The organism is Tardiphaga sp. GW822-FHT04G09 (genome assembly GCF_058800725.1).
In genome coordinates this window covers 1-14,513 of record NZ_JBXAMO010000023.1, presented here as the reverse complement: position 1 = coordinate 14,513, position 14,513 = coordinate 1, and the positions used below count along the sequence as shown (strand labels likewise).

Genomic DNA, 14,513 nt, shown 5'->3' with positions numbered 1-14,513 from the left:
GCGAGCCAGGTCATGCCCCGGCGTGGCGAGGCGAGGTGAGGGAAGGGAGACGAGCGGCACGCCCGCCGTCTCCACCAATTTCGGAAGCAGGCACGACGAACGCGCGACTTTCCGCGCGATCGGGAAACCGTGCCTCGATGGAGGACAGCACATGGGATCGACGAAGCAACGGCTTCGGCCGGACGGCCGGCGCACCGGTGCCGTCCGCCTGCAGCTGCGACCGCCCACGAGCTGGTGGCGGTTCGGGCGGGCGGAGGCATTCGACGCCGCCGCGGTCCGCGAGATGAAGGTGGCGCTGGCGAAGGTGAGGATGACCGGCGAGGCGAAATGGAAGGACGCGGCGACGCAGGATGCCGCCGCCGCTGTCGGCGTCGTCCTGCGTCTCTTCGCGCCTGGCCGCGACGACGCCCCTTTCGACGCGGCGATGACGGCGTTGGCGGTCTGCGCCGCGGAAGGAAGCGCCGCGGCCTGCCTTGTGATGTCGAACGTGCTGCGCCGGGTGCCCGGCGCGGGCGCCGCGGAGGCACGGATCGCCACGAGCTGGCTCGCGCACGCCTTGACCGAGGTCGTGACCGGCTCCGTCCGGATCCGCGTCCGGCACGGGGAGGTCGGATCGTGATCGTTCAGCTCATGTCGGATCTCCACATCGATGATCCCGGCGCCCGCGGCATTCCCGAGCTCGCGCCCGGCGCGGAGCTGGTCCTCGTGGCGGGCGACACGTGCCCGGGCATCGGCAAGGCCGTCGAACATCTGCGCGACGCGTTTCCGCGCACCGAGGTGGCGACGGTCGCCAGAAACCACGAGTTCTACGGCCGTTGCCATCCCGACGAGCTCGAGGCGGGCCGCCGCCGCGCCGACGAGCTGGGCGTGCATCTGCTCGAATGCGGCACCGCGATCTTCAGATCGCTGCGCGTCATCGGCGCGACCGGTTGGACGGACTACGAACTGTTCGGTCACGCGCTGCGCGAAACGGCGATGCGCAGCGCGGCCGACGTCTTGCGCGACCACAAGCGCATCTCCTGGCGCAAGGATCCGTGGCGGCGTTTCCGGCCGATCGAGGCGCGGGAGCTGCACATGGCGTCCCGCCGCTACATCGAGGCGGAGCTCGCGAAGCCCCATCCGGCGACGCTGGTGATGACGCATCACGCGATCACGATGGACGCCGTGGCGCCGGCCAATCAGCGCAGCATCACGGCCGCGGCCTACGCATCGGAGCTGCTGCCGATCGTCGACCGGTATCAACCGCGGTGGTGGCTGACGGGGCATACGCATCACGCGATCGGCTTCCGCCGGGGCATCACGGGCCTCATCTCCAATCCTCGCGGATACTCCGACGAGGACACGGGGTTCGACCCCGGCCTCACCATCGAGGTGGCCGATGACTGATCGCCGCCATCCCATCGCGGAGACTTCCGACCGCCGGCGCGCTCGGCTCGGCGACGGACGGCACCGAGCCGACGCACGGCCTACCCGCAAGAGGACGGCAGGGACCCCGAGGATCGATCTCAGGTCGATCGTCGCCATGGCCGCGCCCGAAAAGCTGCGACCGCCATGGCGTCCGACGACGGACTCCGACCGCGACACCACCAACCCATGGAATGACGATGAAGAAGAAGACGAAGACGAAGACCCGCGCGACCCCGACGGGTTCATCGCGCGCCGCGCCCGGCGCCGGCGGCGCGGCCGCCCCCGCACCGATGGGGCCCTTGGAGGCCGAGGTCTACGCACGGGAATGGCGGGCGTCGCTGGACTACCGGCGCCACGTTAGGACTACGCTTGCGGACCGCGAGAAAGGCTTGCTGGCCGGACGGAAACCGCCGGCCAAAGGTGCGCCGCCGCGCCGTGGCGGCTTCGCCGGGCTTCGCGACCTTGCGGACGACAAAGGCGATTCGAACGAAAATCTCGAATTCGTGTCGTCGCGGAAGACGACCGGCAGGGCACCGGCACCGGTGGACGCGGGCCGCGTCGCCGCGCGCCTTCTTCTCGCCCGTGCGTTCGATGCGCGTCCCGGGCTGCTCGATGCGATGCGCTCCGGCGCCGTCATCGTGGTGGACGTCGCCGAAGAGATCCTGCTGAGCCGGATCGTGTCGACGTGGAACGACGTTCTGTTTCCGGACGAGACCCGGTTCTACAAGATCGTCTCAGAGGGCACGCCGCGGCGCGAGAGATACGATGCCGCTTACCTCGTCGTGCGCGAGCTGCCGAAACCGCGCGACAAGCCTCCCGCGCAGGCCGGAGCGTTGGCGGCGCTGTCGATGGGCTTGCCGCTGCTGGCGTTCTCGCCGCAGGCAAGCGCCCATCTGCCGGACGCCCTCCTGAAGGCATGCTCGTCACGCGTCGAGATCCAGGGATTGGACGCCGTCGTCGTGGCGCGCACGATCGAGATCGTCACCGGCAGGAAAGTCCGGACGGTCTTCGGGGAAGATGTCGCCTCCAGGATCGGGATCGACGAGCTCATCATCGCGGTGCGGGCCGACCGGTCGCCCGGCAAATGCGTCGCCGAACTGAGCCGCCTGCACGGTCGCAGGCAGGTGCAGAAGAAGTCGCGCGATCTCACCTTGTCGCAGTTGCACGGGCTGGGCGAGGCGCGTACCTGGGCGATGTCGACCATCGCGGATGTCGAAGCATGGAGACGGGGTGAGCTGCCGTGGTCGTCCGTTTCGTCCGCGATCGCCCTGGTGGGCCCTCCGGGGACCGGCAAGACGACATTCAGCGCCGTGGTGGCGGCCGAAATGGGCCTGCCGATCATCAGCTGCAGTCTGGCCAAATGGCAATCCGCGGGAGAAGGTCACCTCGGCCACCTGCTGCGCGCCATGCGGGAGGATTTCACCACCGCGCGCGCGGCGCCCCATGTGCTGCTGATCGATGAGATCGAAGCCTTCGTGGACCGGAAAAGCGTCACGCATTCGCATCGCGACTACGTAGTCACCGTCGTAGACGGTCTGCTTGCCGAAGTCGACGGCATCATGGGAAGTCGTGAAGGTCTGATCATGATCGGATGCAGTAACGATCTGTCGCACTGCGAGCCGGCGCTGCTGCGCGCGGGGCGCTTCAACCCGATCGTCCGCATCGGGCTTCCGGACGTGACCGAGCTCGAGAAGATGCTTCGCGTCAGGCTCGGCTCCGATCTCGAACATGAAGACGTCCGACCGATCGCCGAAGCCGTTCTGGGACGCACCGGCGCCGACATCGAGAAGCTGGTCAACGATGCCCGTCGCGTGGCGCGGCATGCAGGCCGGCACGTCGCCGTGGCCGACTTGGTGCACGTCATCGGCGGCGAGGACGACCGTACGCCGGAGCTGCGATGGCGCGCGGCGGTCCACGAGGCAGGACACATCACCGTCGACGTCCTGCTCTTCGGCCCGGAGGGCATCTTCGCCACCACCGTGGTGACCGACACCTCCCTGGGTGCCTCCGTGCGGACCACCGGGGACGATTTCGCCGGAACGCGCGAAGACTACTGCCGCCGTCTGCAGGTGATGCTGGCCGGGCGGGTCGCCGAGGAACTGCTGCTCGGCAACGGCTCCCACGGCGCCGGCGGGATGGCCGGCTCGGACCTGGAGCGGGCCACCGCGATCGCCGCAGCGATGGCCGGCAGTCTGGGACTGGCCGGGCCGGCTCCTCTGACTTACCTCGGATCGATGCAGAACGCGCTGAGCTTCCTCGCCTTCGACGATATCCGGATGGCGGTCCACCGCGAACTGGCGGAGGCCGCGGCGGCAAGCCGCGCGCTCCTCGAGACCCACCGCGACGCGTTGGAAGCCGTCGCCAAGCGTCTCTTGCAGCGGGGGCGCATCGATGGCACCGAAGTGGCCACGCTCCTCACGCCGGGCATGCCGAAGCAGTGACGGCGGTGACGCTGTTTGCGCGGGACGGTCCCTGGAATGGATCGCGGAGCACGCGCGATAGTGGCGCGCGGGCCGGCGGGGGAACGCGAAACGACGGAGCGGGACGGGCGATCGATCAGGCGTCCAGACGTCGCTTGCGGCCCCCCCCCCAAAAAAAAGCCTAAGCCACGGTTCACTCCCATGCGTGATCGCCGAGATCCTTGCGTTTCACGAGATCGAAACGCACGAACCGGTCGAGCACGAGAGCCGCGCCCTTCCAAGTTCGTTCCAGGCCGTGAGGACGGCAGGCGACAACGACGGGCGCTCGTCCATCAGTTCTACGTCGTCTAAACCACCGTCGCGCCGTCCCCGTGTCGGTGAATACGGCATCATCGCCTTGGCCTCTCGAAAGACGCGCGAACGCGCTCGCGAAGCCCGCGGCACCCGGCTCGATGCCGCCGAGCGGCACGGCGACCTCGTGATAGGTGTGCATGCCGACCAGTCGAGCCGCCGCCGCGGCGAGATGGCCGCCTTCGTCGGGACCGAGCACCGCCACCGTCTCCGGAACGATCGAAGTGATGTATTCCATCGCGTAGACGGCACCCGACGCGGTCGAGAAACAGCGGCGCTCGATGCCGCGGGCGCGGGGCCCGGGTCGTCGGCACTCGTGGCGTTCGCCGCGGCGTCTTCTCGATCGGTTCGCCAGGGCCGGTGGCGGCGCTGTGGCTTGCGTCGCCGTGTCGGTGCGCCGCCGCGGTCTGCGGTCGGTCGCTACACAAAAAGCATCTGACCCCGATGTGAGGACGTCAGGGTTTCTCGATTTCCTTCGTGATGATGTTGGCGAGCGTCTTGCTCTGTCGACTGTACTTCGGACCCACCGTCAGAGGACTGTCTTCGAGCGAGGGATCGGGTGTCGATGTGGTGAAGATGATCTGGAACGGTACCGAGACCTTCCGTCCCTCGGAAATGATCAGTCGCTGGAAGTTGTGGGTGCGGAGATCCTCCATTCCCTTGTCTTCGATGTTGTCCATCAGGAGGAAGCGCGGGTGCCAGAAGTCGGGGTCGTAGCAGGCCGCGAGCAGCATGGACACGAGGGTGGCATTCTTGAGCACCACGTTGCTGCTTTCGGCGAAGTTCATCTTGCCATCGACGAGCATGGCGTCGTCGGCGAAATTCACGGAGAAGAGTTTTGGGTCGTCGAAGGAGTCCTCCCGTTTGAGGTCCTGCTTCAGGATATTGCTGCCGATCGATCCGATCAGGTTCATCGCCTTCAAGGTCCTGGCGGTCGCCGACGCAGACAATCGCCGCTGCACGGTCTCCAATCGCGATATCTCGTCGTTCAAAGCCGCTCGCTCGGCGGAAAGCGCGTCGATGCGCTCGACCAGGGCCCTGATCTCCTCGAGATAGGAAATCTCCGAGTCGATCCGGCCGATCCGCCTGTTGCGCTCGGCCAGAAAACTCTCGCGCGGAGAGTTGCTGACGTCGTATCTCGACGTGAAGTCCGAAAGAAGGCCTGCATAATCGCGGCGAAGGTTGCGGACCGCGATCCGCTCATCCGCGAGCTCCCTTGTTTTCGACTCCAGCAACTGACCGGACTCGCGGATCTGCAGTTCGGTGTCGATTCTGATTTCGAAATACTTGGACCTCGCCGCGTCGTCGTCCAGTACCGTGTGGCAGACGATGCAATGGCCGGACCTATCTTCGTGAAGCGGCTTCAAACATGAGGGGCAGAACTGAAACTCGATGTTGCCGAGCTTTTCAGCGAGATCGTCCGCAGCAATCAAGGTCGCAAGTTGATCCTCGAGATACGAAAGGAATTGGACGATCTCGTCGATCTCGTCCGACAAGGTGGTCGCCTGCTGTTCCGTGCGATTGAGGGTGCCGGACAAGGTCCTCAGCCGGTTCTGCATCTTCTGACGATCCGCAACGAAGCCTTCGGTCTGGGCGACGCCGATCGACGCGTCGGCGCTTTCGATCTCGCGAAGAAGGCGCGACTTCTCTTGAGCCAACGACGATCCCCGAGCATCGAGGATTGCCACCGACGACAGCCCTTCGGCGGAAGGCAGCGCAGCGACCGCGGCATGATAGTCCGGTTCTTATCGGCGTAGTCGGACTTCAGTTCGCGCACTCTGATCTGGCCTTGATAGAGATCGTACCCGTTGACCCCGATGAGCAACTGTCCGACGACATCGCGGATGTCCCGCGTATCGAAGGTCTCGAACCGGAAAAGCCTCCCGGGCGGCGTCTGCTGATCGGCATACAGCAGGCGCAGGATCTGGTGCATCGTGACGTTCGAATTGCCGAGGCTGGGCGCTTCCGGAATGCCGATCGCTCTGAACATCACCTGAGTGAAGGAGAGGTCCTTTCCGCCGGGAGGCCGCCGGATCGGGAAACGTTGCCATGCCTCGATGTCGGCCTTCAAAGAGTCCTCGAACGAGCCGTAGTATACGGATATCGGCTCCAGCCTGTTGCCTACCGGCCGATGCAACGTGAGCACGGACGATGCGGTTTCGATCTCGATTCTGACGGCCGTGCACTTACCGGCTGCATCCTTCCATCGCTCGAATTCACCACCAAGACCGAAGAATATGAAATCGGCGATCGTGGATTTGCCGGAACTGTTCTCGCCGCGGATGACGTTGACGCCAAGGTGGAAGCGCTGGTCCTAGGCGACCGAACCGCCCTCGCTCACCCGGACGCGCCTGATGGCCAAGAATGGGCGTGCGGTCATGTCCCGAGCCTCCTCAGCCCCGTGGCTGTCTTGAGTCCGCCCTTGTCCGTACCGACGGCGGCGAAGTCGTGGACGATGAAGGTGAGAACCGCCTGCTCGCGAGGTAGGATGAGATGGGTGCCGAGCGATGCGGCAAGCTCGCGCCCGTCGCCGGATAGTCGGTACTGCCCCTGATCGGCGAGATCCAGCTCGCAAAGACCTCTTCCTATGAGGTTATGAAGGGCCAGCGTCTGGACACCACCCATCTTGTGATAGAGCAACGGCGGAGATGGATATTCCAGAAAGGTCTGGTCGGGCTTCGGGATCCTCAACCCGTTGAACGCCCGCCGGGCCTCCAACGACATCTGCGTCGAATGCAGGAGGCTCGGGTTCACCAAATAGAAGTCGGAGATGAAGAGACGATCGCGCCGGGGCGAAGCGACCGTCCATGACGACAGGATCGCGAGATATCGCCGCAACGTGTCGAAGACGTCGAGCTGCGCGTGCCAGGGCCGGAAATTCACGGTCTATCCCATCTGATGTGGCACCGTTCGGTCAGGAAGTAGAGCGCGTTCATGATCGTCTTCGCACTCGCCTGGTTGCCGCTGTATTTCGAACTGAGCGGCTCGATGACATCCCGCTGTATCGCCGCTGCTATGGTCGCGTTGTCCGCACCGCTGCAGACCAGCGGATGGAATATGAGGGACTGGAAGCGTTGTTCGATGTCCGCGAGAAGATTGTTATGGAGCTGAGCTCTGCTGGTAATCAGACCTTGCCGGAGGAACTCGCGGGCGAAGCGATTCTGCGAGTCGTTCGCGAACATGTATTCGTGCTCCCTTCCGGCGGATGCCATCTTCTCCAGAAGTGTGCGCCTGTCGTTCTCGCTGAGCTCGTGCAGGCCGTCCGTCGCGAACGCGTCGGGCGCCGCGGCGGGCGCATGCTCGATCGAAAGCTGCCTGAGCCTCCGCAGAATGCCAAGATAGACGACGTCGTTTCGGCTGGTCGGTTTGCAGATGGTGACGTGATCCGCATCTACGGCGATCGGAGGGGCGCCGGCGACGCCCGGGTCGGCGCTGTGGCGGTCCACGATGATCGCGGACTTATGCGTCCTGAATTTCTCGTAATAGACGCAGACGTCTATCCGGCGGCCGTGGCAGAACATCCTGAAGCTGTCGTTCAGATCGTCCAGTTCGGCGCTGTCCGTTTCAAGCCCGTCGATGTGCACCGATGCCAGCCTTCCGGCGAACCTCTTCAGCAAGTCGGCGAAGGTCGAGCCGGTATGCGGCGTCGCAAGAAAGAAAATGCCGGCGCACCGGTCGGCAAGCTGCTTCCAGCCGTCGTCGTTCGACTCGGCGGCCGTCCGCAGCATCTGTTTCACCAGTAGGCCGCCGAGGCTATGGCAGATGAAGACGATCGGCCGCGTCCCGAAAGAATAGCCGGCCAACACCTCCAGGGTGTTCTTCGCCCGCTCGTGCAGGCTCATCTCCCGCTTCACCCACTTAGCAAAGACGCTCGCGGGGTAGCCCAACGTATAGATGCTCAGCGAGGGAAGATCGGTAGACAGCCAGTCTGGCCAGTATTGGCCTTCCGGTTCGGCGGCGCCCGTCGACGTCCAGGTGTCGACCGCATGCCCCGTCAGACCATGGACGAAAATAATGTCGGCACAGCACTCTCGCCGCGCGACGGCCGCGAATTGAAACGCCTCCGACAATGCCGCCTCGCTCCGTTGAATGCCGCTTTTCTAGACCGTACCGTCATGATTGCAAAGCTTGGAGTACCGATCTCCACGGTTGATCTCGCGCGCGACCAGCGTCTGTAGCGGTGCAGGCCGAAACATCGCTTTTCTTCCGTACATCGCGGAACGCCAGAGCATCGATCCCGCGACCCAGCGCGGCGTTGCAGCGCGCTGCTTGGAGCGCGGTCCTCCGACGTCGACGCCTGACTCGGTCGCCCGCCTTCACCACGATCTCCGTCCGCCGCGGCTTAAAGCTGCCTTATCGACGAATATCTTGTGAAATCGGAAACAGTCCGACAGGTCCGCGGCCCCGCTCGGCGTTTCCGGCATCGCCGGAGATACGTTCCGCTAGTTCGACGGTGCCGGTCCGAACAATTCCGGCAATGTGACGCCGAGGGCGTCGGCTAAAAGCTCCAGCGTGGTCAGCGTTGGGTTCGCTCTTCCGTTCTCTATGAGGGAGATCGCGTTCTGGTCCAGTCCGATCAGCCCCGCGAGCCCCGTTTGGCTCATCATCCGTAGCTTCCGAAGTTCGCGGACCCTGGGAGCCAGCGCTTTTATCGCCGGCGAATCCCGCTCGCGAAATCTCTCTTCGAATTTGCTCAAAGCCATGGCGCACCGTCGCCGCAAGCGTCGAGCAAAGCAAGTGCCGAACGACGACCGTCAGCGCCACCGAGAGGCCGAATTAACCGTCCGTTAACGATGGCTTCCGGATCCGATGGCGCCGTCCATTTTTTTATGCGATATATCACATACTGCAAAAAGAGAAGAAGGAGATTGGCAGTGGAGACGAGGTTCGCACGAAAGGCCAGGGACGACTCGATACCCGAACAGGCGGTGTCGGAGATCTCAAAGCGCGCAGAGCTGGCGTTGCAGAACACTAGAAGAAAGGGTGGCAGATGCCGGAAAAGTTGGACAGACCGCCATTCTGGCCCCGAGGCCCACCATCTGGGCGATCACGATCCGAACCAGGCCGATCGTCTGGTCGACCCGGTGGCCAGGCAACAAAAACCTGTTCAACCGCATTGACGGAGCGTCCGTCGCCGATGAAAGGCGCGACATCGCCAGGTCGCATCGCCGCCGTGTCGAGACGAGGCGGGCAAGCCTCTGGTGATCGAGAAGATCGCACGGATGTGGAAGTCGTCGGGCATCCGACGGAAACGAGCCCGAACCTGCGCAAAGCGCCGAACTGGGCCGACGAGCCACACTTCGCTAGTCCGCCCCACGACCGCGGCCTCGTGCACAATCGATGAACAGCCTCCACGCCTTTTCGAAAAAGGCCTCCTGCGCTTCGCTCGACGCGTAGATCGTTCTGCCTAGCATCGCTGATATCATCGGCCCCACCGCGGAGCCGTTGATCAGATGCGTCACTGGGCTCGATCGCGCCCGCCTCCTGTGCGGCGCCCAGCTGCACGAACAATCGGTCTATTTCGAGCTGCTCGTCGGGCTTCTACTGCCAATACGCCAACCGCCGCACGGCGTTGGCGGGCCTGCGCTATAGGTGGCGAACAAACGCGGTGCCAAAGGATGGGTTGAGCGAAGCGATACCCATCACCGCAAGCGCCCGGAGGTGATGGGTATCGCTGCGGCGCTCAACCAATTCTACGCACAGCGTGTGACCGTCATGACCCCGCGCACCGACATTCGACGCGCTGCCTCAGATGAGTTCGCCGAGAGCGTGGAGAGCGGCTTCATCGGCATCCTCCATACTGCCCGCCAGCCCGTACCTCGCCAACCGCCGCAGGATCGCGCGCGCAGCTTCGGCTTCGAACTGGAATTCGTACTTCAGACACTCCTCCGTTCCGAATGCCAACCTCCGGAGAAGCCGACGGGCGATCAGCGGATCGTCGTCTTCCGTTTCGTGCCAGCTCTCCAGTTCCGGATCCAACGACTTCAGCAGCACCGTCAATTCCTTGCCCCCGGCGGGGACGTTCGCGAGCCGTCTGCGAAGCTCCCGAGGAAGCGCGGTCTCGCAAAACGACGCCGCGGCGCCGGGCATCGCGGTGCCGCCAAAGGCTTCGATCGTCTGCCCGACCTCGGGCGAATAGAGCCCGTCGGGCAATCTCGTCCGCTCGATCTCCACCTCGTCCAGGCCAAGAACCGTCCCGACCGCGCCCGCGGCATCGCGCTTGTACGCAGATATCCCGGGCAACAGGCCGAGGAAGCCGCGTCCACCGAGATCGTCCACGTCGGGAGCGAGTGGCGTGACGCGCATGAAAGGTTCGTGGTAGGCCCGTGCGAAGGCCGGCGGTCCCGCTTCGAATAGGACGCGGCCACCGCAGAAGATGGTCCGCGCGGCGGCTCGATGAACGCGGGCACGTGCGGCGTCCTCCGTGGACGACAGCAACTCGCGGATCTGGTTGTTCCGACAAAAATCATCCAACGTCGTCCGACCGTACTCGTTCTTCACGCCCATGGCGCCTACGGTCCTTTCATGACCTTCGGCCGCGAGGGCGCTGAATCGCTCCGGGGTCGAATTCTCCCCTCTCACCGGCCACCAGAAGCCGCCGTCATAGACGCGGATGACGTAGACGTCCGACGGGCAGCGGAGGTCGGACACCACGTAGGCGATGGGGGCCTCTGAGACATCCACTTCGCGCAGCACGACCTGCTCCAGGGAGAACAAGGGCGTCTCTTCGTCCTTTCGGCAATGCTTGCGGACATATCCCTGGCGGTAGTCCATACGGACGGTCACGAGCGCGTGTTTCATTTCGATTCCGTGTTTCCGTCGCTCCGACGGGAGGATGGGCGATCTAGAATTTCATCCTGGCTTCGCGCGCCTACGCGTCGAAGGCCTCCGGATTGTTCGCGACGAGTTCGCCGTAGACGTCGATCTGAATCGGCGCGAATTCAGCCGCGAGCGACATCATCCCTGCGACATCGGAGTGGCTCGCGACGACGGCGATGTCGGCGTGGATCTGCCCCACGAATTCCTGAGCGCTGCCGAAAAGAAAGTTCAGGTTCTTCGGTTTGGAACGATGGAAGAGGTCGACATAGCTCATCGCCCAGACGACATTCGCCTCGATCACGAAAACCCGCGCGGCGATGTCGGAGAGATGCATTCCCAACAGCCCATGTCCGCCGCCGATGTCGACGACGACCTTCCCGCGGATCCGTTCCTCGAGCAACGCCGCGATCCCGGCTCCGATCTCGTCGTCGGTCACCGTCAGTCTCGGGGCGGCACGGATTCCATGACGTCGCGCGTAGGCGCTCGTGGTGGGCGACATGCTCATGACCGCGCCGACCTGGTCCAGCAGATCCTTCATGCCCGTCATCGTCGTTGGCTCCTGTTCGATTTCAAGTATGGCGGCCGTGGATGCCGACTAGCCGAAGATCTTCGACATTCCTGCCGTCAGTCTGACCAGTGCCGCATCGATATCCTCGGCGCTGGCCGTGCGGGGCGAGGGCAGGACGAAGACCTCGTATGCGGCCGCGCGATCGGATGCCGTCGCATCTGGCCTGTTCCAGGGCAGATGCGGTTCGATCACGGAATCGACGATGCTTTCGATGTTCGTCGTGTAGTCCTGAACGACGTCCCACCCGGCTTCGCCGAAGATGAACCTGACCGCGGCATCGGTCTTGCCCTTGACGGCGACGATCTCCGCCATCTCGTGTTCGAGCAGATGTCCGACGATCCTTTCGACGTTCCTGGACCGCCTGAACTCGGGATCGTCGTCCAATGCGTTCGCCCTGATGGAGTAACCATGCTCGACCAATGCCGAGATCAGCTGCGTCGTGATGAGGCGGTCGAGCGCGGCGACGCGCCGGCGTTCGGCCCTGGAGGCGAGCATATCGGCATATCGCCCGTCCTCGTAGACGTGGTTCTGCCAGAACGACCGGTGGTTCCGGATGATCTGCGCCTCGATCGTGCGGGCGGCCACGCTCCGATCGGCGTCGGGGTCCGGCGTCAGCGGCACGGTCGCGGTGACGACGACGGAGTCGAGTACGTGTGGCGGCGTCCGCGACATGCGTCGGAATTCGAAGCAGCGAAATCCATCGGCTTCGTAGTCCGTAGAATGCATGAACGACCGGTATCTATCGGCATCGCTCGCGATCGCTTCCGCCGCCTGGGCCGGAGTCAATCCGCTCCCGATGAAGGTCGTTTCGCCATGAGCGTCTTCAGAGCACAGTGTGTAGAGCGACATCGATTGCTACTCCGGCAGGCGACGTCGCCATCGACGTCGAGACTATGACGTCGATGTATAGCGCGGTTCGGACCGAAATTAGTTTTCGTAGAAATTACTAAAAGTGGAAAACTCGTAACAACTTTCCGGAGCAGCTACTATTGTCTGTCGCGAGATTTAACGGCGTCTTCATGCTGCTGAGTCAGCCGTAACGCGTGTCGTCGGCAGAGACGCCTGCCAGAGCTTGGCATCCATGGCAGATGTACCTCCCCCCGCGTGGATCGGGTTGGTCCACTCAGGATGCCGAACGTCGACGTGAGCGCCTATCGTGACTTTCGACGCCTTCCGGGACCTGGAGCGGCGTTCGGGTGCCTGGGTAGTACGCCGGAAAAATTAGCTGCCCAAGATGAGGGTACGCCGCGGAGTTTCGGCTCAAGCTCGCTCCAGACTCCTGATGTACGATTTGGCGCGCTCTTCGATCGAAGGATCCAAAGCGTCGATTTCTTCAATCCGCTGCTCGATAAAGTCGAGATCCAAAGGGCGTCGTTCATGGATCGCCTCAACAAAGACCTTGTCGCGATCGTCCAAACGCAGCACTCTCGAAGCGACCAAGTCGTCGGGTGATGGCGCTACGCCGAAAACAGTTCGAAGAAGTCTCGGTGGCGCTTCAGGCGCGCGAGCGATCCTCAATGTGTATTCTCGGTGTTGTCGGATTTCTTAAAAACAGACATCTTGCAGCGTGTCGTCACGCCACGGGTGTGATCCGGGAGAGAGATCATGAAGGATTCCTACCGAGGCATGTGGCATCGAATTTCTAAAGGCGGACAGGTTCGACCGCACGTTCTGACGGTCGTCGCACCCTCCGGCAGACGTCCTTGGGCCGTCGGGACGAAACGAGAGACGCAGGAATACGTCCAGGGTAAACCGATCGTGGTGAGGTTCAGCTACCCCGTCGTCTACGTTCCCGTCGGAAAAAGGGCATGTTTTCGGAGCCGCGTCTGGGAGAAGACCCCCGTTCTCGTCAGGGAGGCTCCATCTTCCGAACTCCAGCAAGCGTGCCGCATTCACCGGAACGACGGCAGCGAGCCCACCGATGTCGTGTCCTTCGACAACGGATTGTGGTGGTCGCAGCCGCGGAAGCTGACCATGCCGCACTTCGTCGCGGCTCTCTCGGCCGGCGAACATGCGGCCGTCGGCCTGCTGGACCCCGGATCCGTGTCCGCGATGGAGCCGGTCGCGAGCTTGAAGGAGCTGAAGAGCCGGAAGGTCCTGCGGAACGATCACGACGAGCGATCAAGCGTCAGCATGAACCCCAGCGCATTGTCGGCGACCTGCTCAATGCCGAGATCAACGAGAAGCAGGCCCGCTCGATCAAGTACCAACTCACCATCGCCAAACTTCCCCTTGCGAAGGACCTTGAGGACTTCCAGTTCACGGGCACTCCCATCAACCAGACGCTGGTCAATGACCTTGCCAGCGGCGGCTTCATCGCCCAGCAGCGCAATGCCGTCCTGATCGGCGGCACCGGCACCGGCAAAACTCATCTGGCCATCGCCATCGCCAGAAGCTGCATCCGATCCGGTGCCCGCGGGCGCTTCTATAATGTGGTCGACCTCGTGAACCGCCTGGAGATCGAGACCCGAAGCGGACGGCAGGGTCGGGTCGCCGAGCATTTGACCCGGATGGACTTCATCGTCCTCGACGAACTGGGCTACCTGCCGTTCGCACAATCCGGTGGCCAATTGCTGTTCCACCTCATCAGCCGGCTCTACGAGCGCACTTCCGTCGTCGTCACCACCAATCTGGCATTTGGCGAATGGCCCAGCGTGTTCGGCGACGCGAAGATGACGACCGCGTTGCTCGACCGTCTGACTCACCATTGCGACATCGTCGAGACCGGTAACGACAGCTGGCGCTTCAAAAGCCGCGACGACGATCAAGCCACTCGCGCTCGTCTCGTCTCCGCAACCCCGGCCGGCTCCGACGACACGAGCGCTACCGCCAAACCAGCCCGATCAAAGGGGTCAAAATTGGACGCCGATCCGGGGTCAAATTTGAACACGATGACGTAATTGCGGTCAGCGCTCGAGGCGCGAAAGATCCGTTAGCATTGAGCCCTC

At 63.6% G+C, this 14,513-nt stretch carries 14 protein-coding genes and 2 pseudogenes; 5 read left to right on the top strand and 11 right to left on the bottom strand.

Going from position 1 to position 14,513, the window contains the following annotated elements:
• The first annotated feature begins 151 nt into the window (after positions 1-151).
• The 3 genes from AC1RLZ_RS26670 (at position 152) to AC1RLZ_RS26660 (ending at position 3,848) form a co-directional block, all read left to right on the top strand.
• Positions 152-619: a hypothetical protein gene (locus AC1RLZ_RS26670; protein WP_493191080.1), complete on the top strand. Its 468-nt coding sequence runs from the start codon at positions 152-154 to the stop codon at positions 617-619.
• Entirely contained in the window at positions 616-1,386 is a 771-nt protein-coding gene (locus tag AC1RLZ_RS26665; protein ID WP_493191079.1) for a metallophosphoesterase, read from the top strand. Before AC1RLZ_RS26670 ends, AC1RLZ_RS26665 begins: the two co-directional genes overlap by 4 nt.
• A gap of 218 nt (positions 1,387-1,604) precedes the next feature.
• Positions 1,605-3,848 carry an AAA family ATPase gene (locus AC1RLZ_RS26660; protein ID WP_493191078.1) on the top strand — a complete coding sequence of 748 codons (2,244 nt, stop codon included), beginning with the start codon at positions 1,605-1,607 and terminating at the stop codon, positions 3,846-3,848.
• Between the two features lie 172 nt (positions 3,849-4,020).
• Here the strand turns inward: AC1RLZ_RS26660 and AC1RLZ_RS26655 are convergent, their stop codons facing one another.
• The 11 genes and pseudogenes from AC1RLZ_RS26655 to AC1RLZ_RS26605 all read right to left on the bottom strand — a co-directional run bounded on the left by AC1RLZ_RS26655 (position 4,021) and on the right by AC1RLZ_RS26605 (position 12,981).
• Positions 4,021-4,416 carry a hypothetical protein gene (locus AC1RLZ_RS26655; protein WP_493191077.1) on the bottom strand — a complete coding sequence of 132 codons (396 nt, stop codon included), beginning with the start codon at positions 4,414-4,416 and terminating at the stop codon, positions 4,021-4,023.
• Positions 4,417-4,633: 217 nt separating this feature from the next.
• Positions 4,634-5,836, bottom strand: coding sequence for a hypothetical protein (locus AC1RLZ_RS26650; RefSeq protein ID WP_493191076.1), 1,203 nt, complete (start codon positions 5,834-5,836; stop codon positions 4,634-4,636).
• A complete protein-coding gene (locus tag AC1RLZ_RS26645) occupies positions 5,722-6,249 on the bottom strand; it encodes a hypothetical protein (protein ID WP_493191075.1) in 528 nt (175 codons plus the stop codon). The genes AC1RLZ_RS26650 and AC1RLZ_RS26645 overlap by 115 nt, the downstream gene beginning before the upstream one ends.
• A gap of 96 nt (positions 6,250-6,345) precedes the next feature.
• A pseudogene (locus AC1RLZ_RS26640) lies at positions 6,346-6,471 on the bottom strand (ATP-binding protein); the annotation flags it as partial.
• An 83-nt stretch (positions 6,472-6,554) separates the two neighbouring features.
• Entirely contained in the window at positions 6,555-7,061 is a 507-nt protein-coding gene (locus AC1RLZ_RS26635) for an ABC-three component system middle component 5 (RefSeq protein ID WP_493191074.1), read from the bottom strand.
• Positions 7,058-8,248 carry an ABC-three component system protein gene (locus tag AC1RLZ_RS26630; protein WP_493191073.1) on the bottom strand — a complete coding sequence of 397 codons (1,191 nt, stop codon included), beginning with the start codon at positions 8,246-8,248 and terminating at the stop codon, positions 7,058-7,060. Before AC1RLZ_RS26630 ends, AC1RLZ_RS26635 begins: the two co-directional genes overlap by 4 nt.
• Before the next feature lie 372 nt (positions 8,249-8,620).
• Positions 8,621-8,881, bottom strand: a complete 261-nt coding sequence (locus tag AC1RLZ_RS26625) for a helix-turn-helix domain-containing protein (protein ID WP_493191072.1) — start codon at positions 8,879-8,881, stop codon at positions 8,621-8,623.
• 1,045 nt (positions 8,882-9,926) lie between these two features.
• A complete protein-coding gene (locus AC1RLZ_RS26620; RefSeq protein WP_493191071.1) occupies positions 9,927-10,979 on the bottom strand; it encodes a DUF8359 domain-containing protein in 1,053 nt (350 codons plus the stop codon).
• A gap of 70 nt (positions 10,980-11,049) precedes the next feature.
• Positions 11,050-11,544 carry a hypothetical protein gene (locus AC1RLZ_RS26615; protein WP_493191070.1) on the bottom strand — a complete coding sequence of 165 codons (495 nt, stop codon included), beginning with the start codon at positions 11,542-11,544 and terminating at the stop codon, positions 11,050-11,052.
• 48 nt (positions 11,545-11,592) lie between these two features.
• Positions 11,593-12,414 (bottom strand): hypothetical protein, encoded by an 822-nt coding sequence (locus AC1RLZ_RS26610; RefSeq protein ID WP_493191069.1) that lies wholly within the window; start codon positions 12,412-12,414, stop codon positions 11,593-11,595.
• A gap of 411 nt (positions 12,415-12,825) precedes the next feature.
• Positions 12,826-12,981 (bottom strand): hypothetical protein, encoded by a 156-nt coding sequence (locus AC1RLZ_RS26605; RefSeq protein ID WP_493191068.1) that lies wholly within the window; start codon positions 12,979-12,981, stop codon positions 12,826-12,828.
• A gap of 189 nt (positions 12,982-13,170) precedes the next feature.
• On the opposite strand from AC1RLZ_RS26605, the pseudogene AC1RLZ_RS26600 reads away from it, so the two are divergent.
• Positions 13,171-13,623 (top strand): annotated as a pseudogene (locus AC1RLZ_RS26600) (DUF8359 domain-containing protein); the annotation flags it as partial.
• A complete protein-coding gene (gene istB, locus AC1RLZ_RS26595) occupies positions 13,512-14,465 on the top strand; it encodes an IS21-like element helper ATPase IstB (protein WP_493191067.1) in 954 nt (317 codons plus the stop codon). The pseudogene AC1RLZ_RS26600 and the gene istB, both read left to right, overlap by 112 nt.
• The last annotated feature ends 48 nt before the right edge of the window (positions 14,466-14,513 follow it).